This is a genomic window from Streptomyces sp. NPDC001339 (assembly GCF_042895955.1).
Classification (GTDB): Bacteria; Actinomycetota; Actinomycetes; order Streptomycetales; family Streptomycetaceae; genus Streptomyces.
Genome location: NZ_JBIAWT010000003.1, coordinates 577006 through 594080, shown reverse-complemented (window position 1 = coordinate 594080; position 17075 = coordinate 577006). Strand labels below are relative to the sequence as shown.

The 17075-nt window shown below is 71.2% G+C and carries 19 protein-coding genes and 1 pseudogene; 9 read left to right on the top strand and 11 right to left on the bottom strand.

Translation table 11 applies throughout. The annotated features are described in order from the left end of the window. Nucleotides 1-3 precede the first annotated feature (3 nt). On the bottom strand, nucleotides 4-738 hold the full coding sequence (locus ACFY12_RS11670; protein ID WP_390715583.1) for a ribonuclease H: 735 nt from the start codon (nucleotides 736-738) through the stop codon (nucleotides 4-6). A gap of 297 nt (nucleotides 739-1035) precedes the next feature. Between ACFY12_RS11670 and ACFY12_RS11665 the strand changes: the two genes are divergently transcribed. Continuing rightward, the gene (locus tag ACFY12_RS11665) at nucleotides 1036-1578 is read left to right on the top strand and encodes a DoxX family protein (RefSeq protein ID WP_390715582.1); all 543 of its coding nucleotides are present in this window, start codon (nucleotides 1036-1038) and stop codon (nucleotides 1576-1578) included. 123 nt (nucleotides 1579-1701) lie between these two features. Here the strand turns inward: ACFY12_RS11665 and ACFY12_RS11660 are convergent, their stop codons facing one another. Continuing rightward, complete coding sequence (locus tag ACFY12_RS11660) at nucleotides 1702-2436, bottom strand: alpha/beta fold hydrolase (RefSeq protein ID WP_390715581.1); 735 nt, start codon at nucleotides 2434-2436, stop codon at nucleotides 1702-1704. A 65-nt stretch (nucleotides 2437-2501) separates the two neighbouring features. Here ACFY12_RS11660 and ACFY12_RS11655 point away from each other — a divergent pair, with 65 nt between their 5' ends. The 3 genes from ACFY12_RS11655 to ACFY12_RS11645 all read left to right on the top strand — a co-directional run bounded on the left by ACFY12_RS11655 (nucleotide 2502) and on the right by ACFY12_RS11645 (nucleotide 4711). After that, nucleotides 2502-3122, top strand: coding sequence for a TetR/AcrR family transcriptional regulator (locus tag ACFY12_RS11655; protein WP_390715580.1), 621 nt, complete (start codon nucleotides 2502-2504; stop codon nucleotides 3120-3122). A gap of 243 nt (nucleotides 3123-3365) precedes the next feature. Beyond that, the gene (locus tag ACFY12_RS11650) at nucleotides 3366-4004 is read left to right on the top strand and encodes a hypothetical protein (RefSeq protein WP_390715579.1); all 639 of its coding nucleotides are present in this window, start codon (nucleotides 3366-3368) and stop codon (nucleotides 4002-4004) included. 200 nt (nucleotides 4005-4204) lie between these two features. Next, nucleotides 4205-4711, top strand: coding sequence for a hypothetical protein (locus ACFY12_RS11645; RefSeq protein WP_390715578.1), 507 nt, complete (start codon nucleotides 4205-4207; stop codon nucleotides 4709-4711). A gap of 49 nt (nucleotides 4712-4760) precedes the next feature. Here ACFY12_RS11645 and ACFY12_RS11640 read toward each other — a convergent pair whose 3' ends face one another. Further along, a complete protein-coding gene (locus ACFY12_RS11640) occupies nucleotides 4761-5495 on the bottom strand; it encodes a L,D-transpeptidase family protein (RefSeq protein WP_390715577.1) in 735 nt (244 codons plus the stop codon). 203 nt (nucleotides 5496-5698) lie between these two features. Between ACFY12_RS11640 and ACFY12_RS11635 the strand changes: the two genes are divergently transcribed. Then, on the top strand, nucleotides 5699-6214 hold the full coding sequence (locus ACFY12_RS11635) for a DUF664 domain-containing protein (protein WP_390715576.1): 516 nt from the start codon (nucleotides 5699-5701) through the stop codon (nucleotides 6212-6214). Nucleotides 6215-6571: 357 nt separating this feature from the next. Here the strand turns inward: ACFY12_RS11635 and ACFY12_RS11630 are convergent, their stop codons facing one another. From ACFY12_RS11630 to ACFY12_RS11620, 3 genes are read right to left on the bottom strand one after another with little or no spacing between them, the layout of a single operon-like run. Continuing rightward, nucleotides 6572-7231, bottom strand: coding sequence for a hypothetical protein (locus ACFY12_RS11630; RefSeq protein WP_390715575.1), 660 nt, complete (start codon nucleotides 7229-7231; stop codon nucleotides 6572-6574). Further along, the gene (locus ACFY12_RS11625; protein WP_390715574.1) at nucleotides 7231-7773 is read right to left on the bottom strand and encodes an RNA polymerase sigma factor; all 543 of its coding nucleotides are present in this window, start codon (nucleotides 7771-7773) and stop codon (nucleotides 7231-7233) included. The genes ACFY12_RS11630 and ACFY12_RS11625 overlap by 1 nt, the downstream gene beginning before the upstream one ends. Then, the gene (locus tag ACFY12_RS11620) at nucleotides 7770-8054 is read right to left on the bottom strand and encodes a hypothetical protein (protein WP_390715573.1); all 285 of its coding nucleotides are present in this window, start codon (nucleotides 8052-8054) and stop codon (nucleotides 7770-7772) included. Before ACFY12_RS11620 ends, ACFY12_RS11625 begins: the two co-directional genes overlap by 4 nt. Nucleotides 8055-8877: 823 nt before the next feature. Here ACFY12_RS11620 and ACFY12_RS11615 point away from each other — a divergent pair. Beyond that, entirely contained in the window at nucleotides 8878-9579 is a 702-nt protein-coding gene (locus tag ACFY12_RS11615; protein ID WP_390715572.1) for a transglycosylase family protein, read from the top strand. A 262-nt stretch (nucleotides 9580-9841) separates the two neighbouring features. Here ACFY12_RS11615 and ACFY12_RS11610 read toward each other — a convergent pair whose 3' ends face one another. After that, the gene (locus tag ACFY12_RS11610) at nucleotides 9842-10276 is read right to left on the bottom strand and encodes a CBS domain-containing protein (RefSeq protein WP_390715571.1); all 435 of its coding nucleotides are present in this window, start codon (nucleotides 10274-10276) and stop codon (nucleotides 9842-9844) included. A gap of 206 nt (nucleotides 10277-10482) precedes the next feature. Between ACFY12_RS11610 and ACFY12_RS11605 the strand changes: the two are divergent. Beyond that, nucleotides 10483-12415: pseudogene (locus ACFY12_RS11605) on the top strand (M3 family metallopeptidase). 34 nt (nucleotides 12416-12449) lie between these two features. Here the strand turns inward: ACFY12_RS11605 and ACFY12_RS11600 are convergent. From ACFY12_RS11600 to ACFY12_RS11590, 3 genes are all read right to left on the bottom strand, one after another. Then, nucleotides 12450-13913, bottom strand: a complete 1464-nt coding sequence (locus tag ACFY12_RS11600) for an SDR family NAD(P)-dependent oxidoreductase (RefSeq protein ID WP_390715710.1) — start codon at nucleotides 13911-13913, stop codon at nucleotides 12450-12452. Between the two features lie 222 nt (nucleotides 13914-14135). Next, complete coding sequence (locus tag ACFY12_RS11595) at nucleotides 14136-14486, bottom strand: PASTA domain-containing protein (RefSeq protein ID WP_390715570.1); 351 nt, start codon at nucleotides 14484-14486, stop codon at nucleotides 14136-14138. A 13-nt stretch (nucleotides 14487-14499) separates the two neighbouring features. Continuing rightward, nucleotides 14500-15411, bottom strand: coding sequence for a DMT family transporter (locus tag ACFY12_RS11590; protein ID WP_390715569.1), 912 nt, complete (start codon nucleotides 15409-15411; stop codon nucleotides 14500-14502). Nucleotides 15412-15789: 378 nt separating this feature from the next. Between ACFY12_RS11590 and ACFY12_RS11585 the strand changes: the two genes are divergently transcribed. Continuing rightward, nucleotides 15790-15993: a hypothetical protein gene (locus ACFY12_RS11585; protein ID WP_258528033.1), complete on the top strand. Its 204-nt coding sequence runs from the start codon at nucleotides 15790-15792 to the stop codon at nucleotides 15991-15993. A 63-nt stretch (nucleotides 15994-16056) separates the two neighbouring features. Here the strand turns inward: ACFY12_RS11585 and ACFY12_RS11580 are convergent, their stop codons facing one another. Continuing rightward, nucleotides 16057-16353: a hypothetical protein gene (locus ACFY12_RS11580; protein ID WP_390715568.1), complete on the bottom strand. Its 297-nt coding sequence runs from the start codon at nucleotides 16351-16353 to the stop codon at nucleotides 16057-16059. A gap of 95 nt (nucleotides 16354-16448) precedes the next feature. Between ACFY12_RS11580 and ACFY12_RS11575 the strand changes: the two genes are divergently transcribed. Continuing rightward, nucleotides 16449-16793: a hypothetical protein gene (locus ACFY12_RS11575; RefSeq protein ID WP_390715567.1), complete on the top strand. Its 345-nt coding sequence runs from the start codon at nucleotides 16449-16451 to the stop codon at nucleotides 16791-16793. Nucleotides 16794-17075: the final 282 nt, after the last annotated feature.

The window sequence follows — 17075 nt, the reverse complement described above, 5'->3', positions numbered from 1 at the left end:
TTCTCAGACCTCGGCCGGCTCCGCTCCGGAGCGGCACGCCGGGTGCCCCCAGCCGTCCGGGTTCTTGGCGATCGGCTCACCTGCCGCGTACGACCGGCCGCAGCGGCAGCGACCGGGGAACTTGGCGTTGAGGGTCCGCGACGACGTCCTCGCCGCCTTCGGGCTCGCCGCCTTCGTCCTCGCCCCCGGACCCGAGGTGCGACGGCGCGTACCACCCGCTCCCTGGACGGCGTCCGCCGAGGCCGGCGGCTCCGGCGAACCGAGCTCGCTGCCGGCCGCCTCCTGGACGACCGCGGCCTGGCTCGCGGCCCGGTCGGCGAAGTCGTTCAGCCGGTCACCGTCCACCTGGTGTGCGGGCACGTACCGGAACTCCACGGTGCGGCCCGCCAGCAGTTCGTCGATGCGTACGACGAGCTCCTGGTTGGCGACAGGCTTGCCCGCGGCGGTCTTCCACCCCTTGCGCTTCCAGCCGGGCAGCCAGGTCGTGACGGCCTTCATCGCGTACTGGGAGTCCATCCGGATCTCGATCGGCACGGCCGGGTCGGTGGCTGCCAGCAGGCGCTCCAGGGCGGTGAGCTCCGCCACGTTGTTCGTCGCGGCACCCAGGGGACCGGCCTCCCAGCGGATGACGGTCTCCTGGGCGTCGGCGACGACCCAGGCCCAGCCCGCGGGCCCGGGGTTTCCTTTCGATGCGCCGTCACAAGCGGCAATCACGCGTTCAGCCATGAGCGGGATCATGCCAGGCGGTGGCTCGGAGGGCGAAGTCGAGCGCGGTCGCGCACCGGACGTGACCAGACGGCGCATCGGATGTGATCAGACGGACAGTGCGGTGGTCTCGCGTGGCAGTGGTCTCGCGTACCGAACGGTAGGCGTGCGCGCCCGGACCCCGAAGGGGCGGGCGATTCCGCCCGGCCCCTAGGCAGACGGCTTCTCCCGTAGCACGATCAGTGGTGAGGGTCCCCACGAGCGCACCGGCGCCGGTGTACGACACCGTGGTCCCACGGCGGCCGGGCCGGTGCGGGAAGCGACACCGTCATGAAACTGCTCGCCGAGCGGCCACCGGGCGGAAGCGCCCGGTCCCGCACCTCCCGTTCTCGCTCTCTCGGCGCCGATCTCGGCCTGCTCCTCCTTCGCCTGTCGACAGGGCTGATCATGGCCGGCCACGGCGCCCAGAAGCTCTTCGGCCTCTTCGGCGGCCCGGGGCTCACCGGGTCCGGCAAGGTCTTCACGCAGTACGGCTACCACCCGGGCGAGCTCTTCGCCGGGATCGCCGGAGCCTCGGAGCTCCTCGGCGGCCTCGGCCTCGCGGTCGGGCTGTTCACCCCGCTCGCGGCCGCCGCCGTGCTCGGCGTAATGATCAACGCCATGGCCCTCGCCGCGCCGTACGGCCTCTGGGTGAACGAGGGCGGGATGGAGCTTCCCCTGATCATCGGGGCCGCCACGCTCACGGTCGCCGCCGTCGGCCCCGGCCGCTTCGCCCTCGACAGGCCCTTCCGGTGGCGGGAGGGCGGACTGGCGAGCGCGGCCTTCGCCCTGGGGCTGGGCGGCCTGGGCGCCGCGATCGTGATGGTCGTGTGAGCGCCGTCATCCGGCGGAAGAGCGACGGCCTCCCGTCCCGTGACGGCCTTTCCCGTGACGGCCTTTCCGTTACGGGCGGATGCGGCGATCAGCCCGCCTCACCCCCACCCCTGCCCCCCGCCCCTACCCCTGCCCCGGGCCCGGCGCCGCGACGGCCGCGGCGTCGAGGACCTGGCGGGCGACCACCGCCGGATCGGCGAGGCTGGTGAGGTGTCCGCGGCCCGGCAGGAGGACGAGGCGTCCCTGACGGCAGGAGCGCACGAAGTGGCGTTCGTGGCGGCGGAAGTGGTCGCGTTCGCCGTTCACCAGCCACACGGGACCCGGATACGCCGCGAGAGAGGCCAACGGGTCCTGCCCGGCAACGGAGTTGACGATGTCCGGCATGGTCTCGCTGCTCAGACCGCCCGCGACCATGGCTTCGGCCAGTGGACGGGGAAGCCCGCGCCGGAGCGCGAAGGCACTGAGACGGTTGACCGCTTCCGGGTACCGGCCGCCCGCACGTGCCATTCCCCGGTAGGCGACGGCCACAGGGCCGCGGGGCAGAGTCGTACAGCCCATCGCCACCAGGCCGCGGACACGTTCCGGATGAGCTGCGGCCGTGGCCAGCGCGACGTAGCCGCCCAGGGAGAGTCCCACGACCAGTGCCCGGCCGCCGAGTTCGTCCACCGCTTCGGCGACCGCCGCCACGGCACCGGGCATGGTGAACGGCTCGCCGCGCCGGGTGCCATGGCCCGGCAGGTCGGGTGCCGCCGTGGGGTGCCGGGTTCCGATGGCCCGGATCACGGCCCGCCACATCGTGCCGCTCACACGCATGCCGTGCACGAAGACGATGGGCAGCGCCTGTTCGTTCGCATCCATGCCCGGCACGCTACCGCAAATACAACGCAACGTTGCGTTGCATTTCACTGCTACCCTCCCTTCACATGAGCGAGAAGCGTCAGCAGCGGGACGGAAAGCAGGACGGAACCGGCGGAACAGGGCGCGGCGGCGGCCCACGCAAGGCGCAGGAGATCTTCGACGCCACGCTGGACCTGCTCGCGGAGAAGGGCTACGCAGGGCTGACGATCGAGGGGGTCGCCCAGCGGTCCGGCGTCAACAAGACCACGCTCTACCGCTGGTGGCCGTCCAAGGGCGCCCTCCTGGGGGCCGCGCTCATCGGAGGGCGACAGCTCGACCTCACCCTCCCCGACACGGGCAGCCTCCAGGGAGACCTGGAGGCCCTGCTGCGGACAGCGGTGGAACTCCTCAGCACTCCGCCGGCCTGCGACATCGCCATCTCAGCCCTCGGCGCCGTCACCCACAGTCCGGAACTCGCCGGTGTGCTGCGCGACTTCTTCGCCGACCGCATCTCCCGCGAGCAGCCGGTCTTCACTCGCGCGGTCGCCCGTGGCGAACTCCCGGCGGACGCCGATCCGATGCTGCTGGTGGACCTGCTGGCCGGGGCCGCCTGGCTGCGCATCGTCCTCCGCCAGGCCCCCGTCGACGAGGACTTCGTGTCCCGGGCCGTCCATACGGTCCTCAACGGGGCTTGCACCGCCACCTGACGGAGCCTCCGCTTCCGCACAGGAGACGCACCGTTTCACCATCAACTACAACTTTACCAATCCTTGGTGTAGTTGACTCGGTTTTTGCAGCAGCCTCGAACGCAACAGCGACGGGCGGAATCTGGACTTCCACACACCGGAACCGTCGCTTCCATGTGGCCGTGCGAACTGCCGAAAGGCACGAGAGGCAACAGCAAGATGACGCACAGGAACAGCAGAACGATCCGCTACGGAAGCCGCCTGATGGCGCTCTCCACAGCCTCGCTGGGGCTGGTCGCGGCGATGGCGATACCCGCGGCCGCCGCGGATGACGGCCCGGCCCGTCAGCAGCTCATGGCCGACTGCGCCTCCGGCGAGGGGAAGTGCAGTTTCAACGAGCCCGTCCTCGGCAAGGCGTACCTCGGCGATTTCCGCCAGGTCTCCAACTCCCTCTACAACTGCAGCACTTCGGATGCCACACAGTCGATGACCTGGTCGGACACCGTGGGCTCGACGGACACCGCGGGTGTCTCGGTCACCGCCGGCGGCAAGATCGCCGGTCTGATCGACCTGAGCGTGACCGCGACGTACAGCCACACCTGGTCGAGCTCGCACACCGAAGGCAGCTCCCTCAACATGACGGTGAAGCCCGGCGAAGTGGGCTGGATCTCGCGGGCACAGGTCATGCAGACCGTGTCGGGCACCTGGCAGACGCACTACGACAGCCCGAAGTGGGGGCACTACTACTGGTACGTGCCGGACACCGTCACCGGTCCCGCGCCCAACGGCACGGACGGGCAGAGCAATGCGGTGACGGTCAAGACCCGCAAGATGACCGACGCGGAGAAGGCCTCCTGCTCTTCCGGGGCGCAGCACGGCCGGGCCTTCGTCAAGAAGCGCTGATGGCCTGAGGGTTGACATCAGCATGATGGCCGGCGGCGGATGGACGCCGGCCATCACCGGCAGTCGGACGGCCTCGACGGCTGCCGGGGCCGAGGGCCGGGGATCCGGTCCGCCAACGAGACCGCCGAGGACGCGGTGCGCGCGGCCGGACAGCGGGTATCACCCCGGGGAACCCCTCTTCGCGCTCCCGGGAGCCGCTCATGAGGCATACCCCTCCCCTGCCCGGCGACATCGGACTCACTCAGATATCCGGCACCACCGGCCGCCTGATCCGCTTCGGACAGTGGATCATCGGCGATGGCTCCGCCGACTACGAACACGCCTTCCTCGTCCTGCCCGGCGACCGGCTGCTGGAAGCCCAGCCGGGCGGCTCCCGCATCCGTTCTCTGCCGCGGTACGCCGACGGCGAGGTGCTCTACGTCTGCCCCGCGGGGCTCACCGAGCAGCGGCGCGCCGGTATCTGCGCGGCGGCCACCCGCTACATCGGGGTGCCGTACAGCTTCCTCGACTACCTCGCGATCGCCGCTCACCGCTTCCATGTCCCCGTGCCGGGGCTGCGACGCTACATCGCCAGCACCCGGCACATGATCTGCTCCCAACTCGTGGACCAGTGCTATCTGGACGCCGGGGTCCATCTGTTCGCCGATGGCCGCTGGCCCGGCTATGTGACGCCGATGTCGCTGTACCAGTTGCTGGCCACCGACTGACGCCACACAGCCGCGGCACGGGCCGGGGCCGCCGGCCCGTGCCGCCGGGTCAGGTGCCCGGCTTCCGGCCGTAGACGTAGACGTCGTCGCCGGTCCGGAGCAGGGACCAATACGTCCTGGCGTCACCGCTCCGCATGTTGACACAGCCGTGGGAACCGGGTGCGGACCAGACGCTGCCGCTGATGGCGTGGAAGGCCTGTCCGCCGTCGAAGAACTGGCTGTACGGCATGGCCACGTGGTACAGGGTCGACACATGGTGCAGATGGCGCCAGTAGACCTTCGTGGCGCCGGTACGGGTCTCGTGGCCGTCCCGGCCGGTGCGGACCGGCACCGGTCCGAACACCAGCCGCCGTCCGTCCTGGATCCAGCTGAGCTGCCGGGTCAGGTCGACGCAGGCGATGCGCCCCCTGTCGGTGGGGCACTTGCGGTCCTTGCCGGGGTTCTTCCCGGCGGCCCGCTGCTGTGCGACGAGGTTCATCACACCCCAGGTGACGGGCCCGGCGTAGCCGATGTTCGGGGTGATGCCGTGGCTGGTCTGGAAGGCACGGATGGCCCGGCAGTCGGACGCCGATTGCCGGCCGTCGACCGTGAGCCCGAGGAACTTCTCGGCCTGCTTCTGGTAGGGGCCGCGGACCGCGATGCAGGCGGACGCGGTGGCGGCCTGGGCGGTGGAGCCCAATGCCACGGTCAGCGGAACGGTCAGCGCCGTGAGGGCGAGCGCCGCGCCCGCCCGGCGGCCGACGCCGGACCGCCGCCGTATGCACAGGTTCAGTCGTCGTCTCATGACCGGTATGACCAACGACCCGCCCCCTCGGTTGCGGGCGTGACCGACCCGGCATACGGACTCGGCCAGATGTGTCGGCCTCCCACGATTCGCCGCCCCGGCTTGCGACCATGGGCGCGCCGCCGGACCGATACCCGCGTGGCCTGCCGGGCCCGCCCCCGACCCCCGACCGCCACCGCCACCGCCACCGCAAAGGAGCCTCCATGACCACCAGCACGGATCTGCTCGTCGATGCCTTCGGCCGTATCCGGGAAGTCGTCGAGGAGGTGGTCACCGGACTCGGCCCCGAGGAGCTCGCCGCCCGTCCCGATGACAGCGCCAACTCGATCGGCTGGCTGGTCTGGCACCTCACCAGGGTCCAGGACGATCACGTCGCCGATGCGGCCGGCACCGAGCAGGTCTGGACCGCCGACGACTGGTACGGGCGCTTTGCGCTGCCGTTCGCCGCCGAGGACACCGGCTACGGCCACTCCCGCATGAATGTGGCGAAGGTACGCGGTCTGACCGCCGAACTGCTGACGGGTTATCACCAAGCCGTTCACGACAGCACGGTGCGCTATGTCGCCGGTATCCCGGACAAGGAATTCACCCGCGTCGTCGACCGCTCCTGGTCGCCGCCCGTCACCTTGGGCGTCCGGCTCATCAGCGTCATCGCCGATGGGCTGCAGCATGCGGGCCAGGCGGCTTATGTGCGTGGGCTTTCCGCTGCGCTTGGCTAACCGCTGCGCTTGGCTTGCCTCCCACGTTTTTGGCTTTCCCGCCGTGTCGCCTGGCAGCGGGCCGTTACCGCTGCGCGGGGCTGTACGTCACGGGTGCGCCCCTCCGAACTTCGTTCTGCGGTCCGCCCCCTCCCGTGGGTGGGTGGAAGAAGACCGGTGGGGGTGTACGTAAGCGATCGTCTGCTGACAGTGGACCGCTTGCGTACACCCCCACTCAGCGTTTTTTCTCCCACTCCCGGGAGGGGCCGCTCCGCAGGACGAAGTCCGGAGGAGCGGACCCGCACCCGACAAACCCACGCCCGCCGCAGGCGTCACGGCGAGAAACACCCGCGGCGGGACGGCCGACAACGTGGGAAGTCAGCCCAGCGCCAGCTCCCGCGGCAGGTGGTTCTGCCGAAGAAACGTCTGCAGGCTCCCGTCCCACGTGCGCGCGAATCCCTGGGCCGGTTCCGAGGTTCCTCTGACCGGGACGGGAAGGTGGCGGTCGGGGGCGAATCCCATCATCCGGGCGATCGCCCGCCAGAGCCGGGCGTCGGTGGTGCGGCCGACGGCGGCGTGATGCACGGCGAGCAGGTGGGCGGCGAGCTCGTCGCCGGCGCCGGCCGCGAAGCGCCACCAGTACAGGGCGCTGTCCCACTTGTCGAGGGTGTAGAGGAGGCAGGCGAAGGTGCGTGCGCCGGCCGCGTCGTAGTCGGCGGCGAACGCCCCGAGGGTGTCGATGTCCTTGGAGCGGAGCACGACGTGGCACAGCCGCCGGGCCTCCGCGAGGACGGCCCCGGGGGCGGTCGCCTGGTCGAGGATGGGGGTGGGCCGGCGGCGCCGGCGGGCGCGGGAGGGCGCCGGGCGCACCGGTGTGGGGCGGATGCCGCCGATCGTTCCGCGGGTGACGGGGTCGCGGTCGCGTCCGATGCCGTCGGCGATCCGGGCGGCCAGCAGCTCGGTGAAGGCCACCGGGTCGTGGTCGGCGAACTCCCTGCCGAAGGCCTCGGCTTGGCGTCGTAGCAGGTCTTCGAGCATCACTTGTCCTCTCCGGTCCCGCGGGAACCGTGCGTCATGATCTCCTTGAGCCGCTGCAGCCCGATGCTGGTGCTGACCTTCACGGCACCGGGGGTGGTACCCAGGCGCTCGGCGATCTGGTCGTACGACAGGCCCGCGAGGTGGCGCAGGCGTACGGAGTTGGCCTGGAGCGGCGCGGCGGACTCCAGTTCGTCCAGTGCGCGGTCGAGCGGTTCGTAGCTGCGCAGTTCCTGGAGGTAGGCGGTGTCGGGCGGGTCGGCGTACGGCTGGACGCGGCTGTTGCGGATCTCGCGGCGGTAGAAGTCGGCGATGACGCCGTTGAGGATGGTGTACGCGAGAGCCTTCGGATTGTCGTGCGCGAGGATGCGCTCCCATTTGGTGTACATCCGGCAGCCGGCCTCCAGGGTGGCTTCCTCCGCGTCCCGGCGGTCCCGGAGGCGGGAGGCGGCGAGGGCGAGGAGGGCCTTCTGTTCACGCTGGAAGAAGACCTCGAAGTCCAGCGGCAGGTCGGTCGGGCTGGCCAGGGGAGAGTGCTCGTTCACCGGGTCTCCTCACAGCGGTGGTCCGCCTGTGGTCGCGGCGGGGGCGGGACGGTGGCCTCCGGTGGGGCGCCGTGCCACGGGCGGTCCGGGGTGAGGGTGCCGCACCACGGGGATGCAACGGTGGTACGGGTGGTGACGGTGGCGTGGTGGTGCTCCGCTCGGGTCTGCGAGGCGGTGCGCACCACGCGCCGGACAAGGGCGTCGAGTCCTGTGGCGGTCAACCGGTAGACGCCGAGCAGTCCCAGCGCGTACCAGGGCCATGAGTGCCCCAAGTGCTCCACGAGCCCTCCCTTCATGTGAGTTGCTGCCACCCGCGTCGTTACGGGTGGGGCGGAACAGGAGTCGCGTTCCTTGCCCCTCTCACCGACGGGAAGGGCCCCCAGGGTTAATCAGGGTTCGTACATAAGCAGCACAAAGTGATCGATCAAGTGCAGACTGTGCGCCCACCTGCGCTTTCCCTCTTCAGGGGTGATCAACGCCACACTCTCAGGAGGTTTAACGGCCAGTAACTCCCGTTCGAAAAGCGGGGGTTCGCATACGCAACGGAGGAGACGGGGTGTCAGCAGGCCTTAGCGATCTGCCCGGAAGGCGCGGTTTCCACTCGATCACCTGCATCGCCCGTTTCGCCCCTGTGAAGGCGGTTCCGAACTTGCCCGGATGGATGGGTTGTTGCACCCGCACCCCCGGGGCGGGACCGGACGGTGCACTCCCCAAAGGTCTGTGCGCGGTGTGTGCGGTACTGCGCAGCGCGTGCACCGAACGCGGTGGATGCGCTGGGCGGACACCCCCGGACCGCACCGGTGATCGTCCGGCCGAGGAGCACCGTGCGCAGACGAGGCGCCCGATGCGCCCCTGCCGGTCGGAGCGGGCGCGCCGTGGGCAGGCATGCCCGTACTCCGGAGACAAGGGAGCAGGCCGAGCCGGGACGGCGCTACCGCGCGCTCTGCCGATGCGAACTCGGTGCGTGGTTGTCTCATCCCCGTCGAATTCACGGCGCCGCACGGAAATCGCATTTCGGGCCCCGCTCGAAATCGATGACCGTAAGGCGTCGGGTTTCCTCAACAGCCGCCGGGAAACCGCGCGGCGGACGACGGGAGCACACACATGGAATTTCCTCAGGAATCGGAGTCGACCGCCCGGAGTGAATTCCGGGGGTACGGGGTGCGCGGTATCACGGCGGCGGCCGTACTGCTGGCGGCCGGCACGCTGAACGTCGCGGCCGAGCAGCCGGCCGAGGCCGCGCCGAGCGGCACATGGGACCGCCTGGCCGGGTGCGAGAGCGGCGGGAACTGGCGCATCGACACCGGCAACGGCTTCTCCGGCGGGCTGCAGCTCGCCCACTCGACCTGGCGGTCCTACGGCGGCCGGGCGTACGGATCCCGGGCGGCACAGGCCAGCCGGACACAGCAGATCCACGTGGCGGAACGGGTGCTGGCCCGGCAGGGTTGGGGTGCCTGGCCGGCCTGCTCGGCGCGGCTCGGCCTCAACTCGGCCACACCGCACCGCGCTCCGCGTGTCTCACCCCCGCGCCGCGCGCCGCAACGGGAGGCCCATGCGGCCCGGGAACGCGTCCGGCACCCGCAGGCCCCCGTGAAGCGGTACAAGGTGCAGCATCCCCCGCTCTCCGGCAGCTCGGTCGTCGTCAACTCCGGGGATACGCTGAGCGGAATCGCCTGTGTACGCGGATTCCGCTGGCAGGAATTCTATCTGGTGAACCGCGCGACGATCGGCCTGGATCCGGACCTCATTTTCCCCGGTATGCGGCTGGCCGTACCGAAATCCCACCACAACGGAACACCGAACTGAACACCCTCGACTGAGAACACACAACTCGGCACGAAAAGCGGACCGATTGAGCAGCGACTGAAGCGACCGAATCCCGGCCAGGCGCCGGAGAAGCGCAGGCGGAATACCCGGGTATTCCCAGGCGTGGGGTAGCAGGCCGTCCGTGGCGCCGCGGACGGCCCGCCCGCAGGTGCGGGTGGGGCCACGGCGCCAGAGGCGGTGCCGTCGTGCGAGGAGGTCCGCCCCGGGGAACAGGCGACAAGGCCTGCCCGGGGGAACGGACCTAGGCGGTCGCGTAGACGCCGGTGGCGAACTCCGCGATCTGCTTGTCGTTGAGGTTCTTGGCGACGTTGGCCTCGGTGATCATGCCGACCAGCTGGTGGCCGCCCTTGACGTCGATCACCGGGAGCCGCTTGACGTGGTTGTTCTCCATGATCTCCAGCGCCTTGGTGGCCTCCGCGTCGGCGTCGATCCAGTACAGGTCGCCGCTGAGCGTGCCGGCCTGTACGGTCGCCGGGTCGATCCCGTCGGCACAGCAGGTGACGACGATGTCCCGGTCGGTGATCACGCCCGTGAGCCGGTTGTTGTCGCCGCAGATGGGCAGACAACCGACGTCGAGGTCACGCATCATCCTGGCCGCGTCGTAGAGCGACTCATGCGCGCCCACGCAGCGCACACCGCCGGTCATGATGTCTCGCGCGGTGAGTTTGCCGGCCATGGTTCCTCCCGTCTCAGGAGCGTTGCTTGCCTCGCTTTCGATGACACCACGGATGACCCGGCGCCGCTCCCCGGGACCGGGCCGCGGCGCGCGCCCACGCGCGGCCGTCCGACGTCGGTCGGAACGGCCCCGGTGGAGCACCGCCTTTCGGCCGTCTTCGGCGACCGCCGGACCCGGTCCCGCCCCCGGGCGTAGGGTCGGCGTCCGTGACGGTGAACCCCTTCTTCGAGCCGAGTGAGCTGCCCTACGGGCTGCCGCCCTTCGCCCGGATCCGGCACGAGCACTATCTGCCGGCCTTCGAGCGCGGGATGGCGGAGCAGCTGCGGGAGGTGGCGGCGATCGGCGCCCTCGCCGCACCGCCGACGTTCGAGAACACGGTGGAGGCACTGGAGCGGAGCGGCGCGGTGCTGAGCCGGGTACGCCCGGTGTTCCTCAACCAGGCGGCCGCCGACACCGATGACGAGGTCCAGGCGCTGGAGGCGGAGCTCGCTCCCCGGCTGGCCGCGCACGAGGACGCGCTGCTGCTCGACCCCGCGCTCTTCGCCCGGCTGGACGAGCTGTACCGGACGCGTGACCAACTCGGGCTGGACGGCGAGCAGTTGCGCGTACTGGAGCAGCATCACACCCGCCGCGTACGGGCGGGGGTGCGGCTCGGTCCGGAGCGGCAGCGGCGGCTGCGCGAGCTGAACACCGAGATCGCCGCGCGGCGCGCCGAGTTCCGGCGGAACCTGCGCGCGGCCACCGCCGGGGCGGCCCTGGTGCTGGACCGGGCCGAGGAGCTGGCCGGACTGCCCGAGGACGAGATCGCGGCCGCCGCCGAAGCCGCCGGGGCACTCGGGCAGGACGGCAGGTTCGTCCTCGGCATGAAGAACTTCACCCAGCAGACCCAGCTCGGTGCCCTCGACGACCCGGGGTTGCGCGAGCGGCTGCTGACCGCCTCGCTCGACCGGGGCGCCGACCGTAACGGGCCGGTGGCCGTCGCCCTGGCCGGTCTGCGGGCCGAGCGCGCCGCCCTGCTCGGCCACGTCCGTTCGGAAAGCATCTGGTACGCTCGCCGCATTGCCGGGGGCGATAACCAAGTCCCCAACAACCCGAGCGAGTCACGTACTTGCTCCGGCGGCCGGGAGGGTCGTCGCCGGACAGGCATGGCCTGTCAAACTCCCCGGAGCGATCCAGGGGCGAATCTCCCGGATTCACCCGGGAGAGAACTTCAAGGGATCACCTTCACCGAGCGCCCCGACCTGGTCGGGGCCCCCGGACCTGCGGGTCTTCGAAGTGCACGACGCCGACGGCGGCCCGCTCGGCCTGTACATCGGCGACTTCCACGCCCGGGCGTCCAAGCGCGGCGGTGCCTGGGAGAGCGAGCTGGTGACCCAGTCGCACCTGCTGGGGCGGCGGCCGGTGGTGGTCAACAACCTGAACATCGGCAGGCCGCCGGCGGGTGAGCCGGTGCTGCTGACCTGGCGCGAGGTCACCACGCTCTTCCACGAGTTCGGGCACGCCCTGCACGGACTCTTCTCCGACGTCCGCTATCCGCTGCTGGCCGGTGCCCAGGTGCCACGCGACGTCGTCGAGTTCCCCTCTCAGGTCAACGAGGTGTGGGCGGAGTGGCCCGAGGTGCTGGCCCACTACGCCCGGCACCATGTCACCGGTGAGCCGATGCCGCCGGAGCTGCCGGCCCGGCTGCGCGAGGCGGAGGACTTCGGGGCCGGCTTCCGGATGGTGGAGCACCTGGCCGCGGCGATGCTCGACTGGTCCTGGCACACCCTGCCCGCCGGCGGGCCGCCGGGCGCGGACGGCGCGGAGGCGTTCGAGGCCGCCGCGCTGGAGCGCTGGGGCCTCGCCCTGGCCGCGATCCCGCCGCGCTACCGCACCGGCTACTTCGCCCATGCCTTCAGCGGCAGTTACGCGGCCGGCTACTACGGCTACCGCTGGGCCGAGGTGCTGGACGCCGATGCCGTGCGGTGGTTCCGCGAGAACGGGCGGACGATCCGTGAGAGCGGGGAGATCTTCCGCAGGGAACTCCTCGCCAAGGGCGGCACCGTCGGCCCCCTCGCAGCGTTCCGCGCGGTCGTCGGGCGCGATCCGGACGTCGGGCCGCTGCTCGCCCGCCATGGGCTGGCGGCGGGCCCGGGCTGAATGCCGGTCGCGCCGGGGTACGCGTGTCCGGCGGTCACCAGGCCATCGGGGCGTAGTCCTTCAGGAAGCAGCCATGGAGATCCTCACCGCTCTCGCCCCGGACGATCGGGTCGTAGACCCGCGCCGCGCCGTCGACCAGGTCGAGCGGGGCGTGGAAGCCCTCGGCCGCCAGCCGCATCTTCTCGGGGTGCGGCCGCTCGTCGGTGATCCAGCCGGTGTCCACGGCGGTCATCAGAATGCCGTCGGTCTCCAGCATCTCGCGGGCGCTGGTGCGGGTGAGCATGTTCAGCGCGGCCTTGGCCATGTTCGTGTGGGGGTGACCGGGGCCCTTGTAGCCGCGGCTGAACTGGCCCTCCATCGCCGAGACGTTGACGATGTACTTGCGGCGGGCCGGCGAGGCGGCCATCGCCGGGCGGAGCTTGCTGACCAGCAGGAACGGCGCGGTCATATTGCACAGCTGGACTTCGAGCAGCTCCACCGGGTCGACCTCGTCCACCTTCTGGATCCAGCTGTTGGTGGCGTGCAGGTCCGGCACCAGGCCGCCCGCGTCGATGGCGGTGCCCGCCTCGATCCGGGCGGGCGAGGCGGAGCCGGTGGTCAGGGCGAGCGCGGTCACCTCGCCGGCGCTCAGCGCGCCGGACCCGGTCGCCGAGGACGCCGGCAGAGCCGTGGGGGTGCCGCTGCCGAAGTGCCCGAGGACGAGGGAGGCGGGCAGCTCACCGGCGGGCAGCGGGGCGGACTCGGCGGCGACCAGCTGGGCGTACGCCTCCGGCGAGCGGCGGACGGTCTGCGCGGCGTTGTTGATCAGGATGTCGAGCGGGCCTTCCGCGCTCACCGCGTCGGTGAGGGCCAGGACCTGGGCCGGGTCGCGCAGGTCGATCCCGACGATCTTCAGCCGGTGCAGCCACTCCGCGCTGTCCGGCATCGCCGTGAAGCGGCGGACGGCGTCGTTCGGGAAGCGGGTGGTGATCGTCGTGTGGGCGCCGTCGCGCAGCAGCCGCAGCGCGATGTACATGCCGATCTTCGCCCGGCCGCCGGTGAGCAGCGCACGCCGGCCGGTGAGGTCGGTGCGCGCGTCGCGGCGGGCCCGGTTCTCCTCGGCACAGGAGCGGCACAGCTGGTGGTAGAACGCGTCGACCTCGGTATAGCGGTCCTTGCAGACGTAGCAGCACCGGGGGCGCTCGAGGATTCCGGCGATCTCCGTGGTCACCGAGGTGGTGAGGGCCAGGCCCTGGGTCTCGTCGTCGATCCGGTCGGGTGCGCCGGTGGCGGTGGCCGCGGTCACGGCGCGGTCGTTGGCGGTCTTCGCCGCCCGGCGCTCCTGCCGCCGGCGCTGCTTGACCGTGCGGTAGATGCCGGCGGTGGCGCGCCGTATGGTGATCGCGTCGGGGTGGTCGACGGGCAGCGCGTCCAGCTCCTCGAGCACGCTGAGGCAGACCGCCATCCGCTCCGCGTCGATACCCGCGCCATCGGCCCGGCCTGCTTCGGTCACCGTCATCGCCGCTGCCGCTTTCCTGGGGTCGTACGTCCTGGTCACGAAGCCTGTACAAGAAGTTGTCCGTGCAAGCTTCGGCGGAACTGTACGTAGCCGGGGGCGGCTCCGCCAAACCGGTACGGGTCCGGCGCCCTTACCCGGCCGCGCCGTACGCGGTGATCTTCCGGTCGTAGATCTCCCGCTCGTACACGGTGATCTCCCGCGGCGTTCGTCGTGCCGCGGTGCTCACCCGGTGCCGGTGCCGCACCGTTCGCTGTGCTTGACGACGGTGAGCGTGACCCTCCGGCCGTCCAGCGGGGTACCCGGCCGCGGGCTCTGGCCGCAGACCTTCCAGGACCCCGGCCAGAGCACCAGGCGGCGGGCACCGCGCCCGTCCGCGAACCGGACCGTGGTGTCGTAGTCGAGGGCCTGGTACGCGGCGACCAGGGGCCTTCCGGTCACATCGGGCATGGTGCCGCCATCGGCGTAGGCGGGTCCGGCCGGTGCCAGGACGGACAGGGTCACGGCGGACAGGGCCAGGGCGGACGAGGTCAGCGCGGTGGCCGTGGCGGTCTTCATGGTGAGATCGGTGTTCACGGCCTGGGAACGATCACTGGCGCGGCCGGTCACCCGCGGGCTCGGCCGTCCGGCCCTGTGCGGTGCCCGCCAGGTCCTGGGCGAGGGCGACACGGGAGAGCCGTACGGCACCCCACAGGACCAGGGCGATGCCCAGCGTCTCGGGGACCAGCCACCAGCCGGCCCGGACCCGTTCGTCGAAGAGGGTGACGCCCAGCGACAGACTCACCAGCGCGTCGCCGAGGGTGAGGACGGGCTGAGAGGCGGTCAGCGGACCGGACTGCATGGCGTTCTCGAAGAGGAAGAGGGCCAGCACCCCGAGGAGCGCGAAGCCGTACGTCTGCCACGAGGCGAAGAACCGGGCGGGTCCGCCGGCCTGCCAGAGGTAGGTGGCGTCCTTCAGCAGGGCCGCGGTGAGGGCGTAGGCGACGGCCGCGGACGCGGCGAAGCAGGCCGCCCGGACGCTGCCCGCTCGGCGGCGCAGTCCGGCCCACGCCGTGGTGACGATCACCCCGCCGCAGACCGCGAGGGCGGGGACCCAACGCTCGAACGGGGCGTGGTCGGTACCGATGGTGGGCGCGGCGGCGGCGAGGGCGGAGCCGAGGCCGACGACCAGCAGCGCCACGCCGCGCCGGCCGCCGCGCGGGATCCGTCCGCCGAGCAGCAGCCGGCCGATGAGCAGGGCCATCGGAAGTTCGAGGACGAAGAGGGGCTGGACGATCGACAGTGCGCCGCGCGAGAGCGCCAGTGCCTGGAAGCAGGCGGCGGCGAGCACCCCGAGCATCCCGCCGAGCCAGGCGGCGCGGTGCAGCAGATCGACGAAGAGGCCGAGGCGCAGCCGGCGGGACAGCGGGACGGTGCGCGCCGCGCGCCGTTGCAGCACGGTGGCCAGCGCATTGCTGACCGCCGCGAGCAGGGCGAAGAGCACGGTGGACCAGGTGGCCATGGCCCGCCTCCCGCGCTCTCGCCGGCTTCCGTCGCTTCGGTGCGCCGACGACGCTATCGGGAGGACGGTGCGGAGCGGCCGACGACACGGGCGCTCGCTCCGCGCACAGGGCTCTGCGGCACCGCTCCGCACCGTTCCGCCCCGTTCCGCGCGGCTGCGCCCGGCGACGCAGGCCCTGGCGTGACGGCGTTGCCCGGTGGGCAGGCCCAGTAGCCCGGAATCCGCCCAAACAGCAGCCCCAAATCCGCCCAAAACAGGGGAAACGCCGGGGTTTTCGCCGTGTGTTACCGGCTGTGTCCGGTGCCGGATGAGAAGATCGAGCCCAGCATCAGCATCCGCACCGAGCGATTTCTCGCTCCCGCGCAGTTGGGAGTTGATGTGTCCGACAACAGATCAGCACTGAACGACAAAGCGGCTCTGCTGAGTCAGCGCGCCGCCGTCATCCTGCTGCTGGGCGTCCTCACGGCCCTCGGCGCCGGTGTCCTCACCTGGTGCAACGGCGGCACCCTGGCCTCCGCGGCCCTTGTGGGCGGCGCGGCCTTCGGCGCCGGGGTCACGTTCTTCCACTCCGTCATCGACTGAACTCCGCCATCCCCCGACCCGACCCTGTCGTCATTCCCGCCGCGGCCGCTGTCGCCGGCGCTGTCACCGGCCCCGTCGCCTGAACTCCCCGCCGCGTGTTCCGCCGTTCAGGATCACCCCGGGCACGGCGTCGCCCAAGTCCCGTAGCCGGCACGGGACTTCGGCGAGCCGGCGGACCCGCGCGGCCAGGTCGTCGACGTCGGCCGGCCCGGCGCCGGCGCCCGCCCCGCGGTCGTGATCGATCAGGCGGTGGATGCCAGTACGGACGGTGACGCCGGGGCCTGTGCGGGCGGGACGGGCACCGGCTGGTTCGTTGAAGAAGAAATGACCCGCGGCCCACGCCGTGTGTCCGGAATTCATGGCTCCGCATACGGTGCGCCGGCACACCGCAAGTGCCAGACTTGAGGCACCGCGCCCGGCCGCCGGCCGGGGCCCTTGTCGCCGAGGGGAACATCATGACCTGGGCATCCTGGACCACCGTCGGAATCCACGCGCTTCCCGATACGGTGCGCACCGAGGAGATCGGCGTACTCAACGGCGACCTGACCATCCACACGACCTGGTCGGAGGACCTGGCGCATGTGGCTGTGCAGCACACCGGTTCCTCGGACTGGTACACCATGGCCGGCAGCCCCGTCCCCTGCCCCACCGAAGAGGCCAGCCGCAGCTTCCACCAGGCCGTCGTCGAAGCCGTACGAGGCGGGGAGCGCGCCGACGCGTCCCTGGAGGAGCTCTTCGGCCCGCAGGGCGCGGCGACCGCCGCGGCGGACCCGCAGAGCCGGCAGCGCGAAGACTCCTAGCCTCCGGCAATCCGGGCGCCCTGGCCTCCGGTGAACCGGGCGCCCTTCCCTCGATGACCTCCCGCTCAGCGCATCGCGCGCACCGCGCGGGCGTTCCGGCCTGCGCTCAAGCAGCTTGAGCAACCCTTTCGCGTCACCGCGGGTCTTCCGAGGCAGAGCACAGTTGGTCACCTCTCCTTCACTCATAGGTGATCAATTGTCAAATTTAGACTACGGATCTTTAATTCTGATCATTTCTCTTTACATGCCCATGCCAGGGCATGGAGGGTTTGCGCGGGGCCG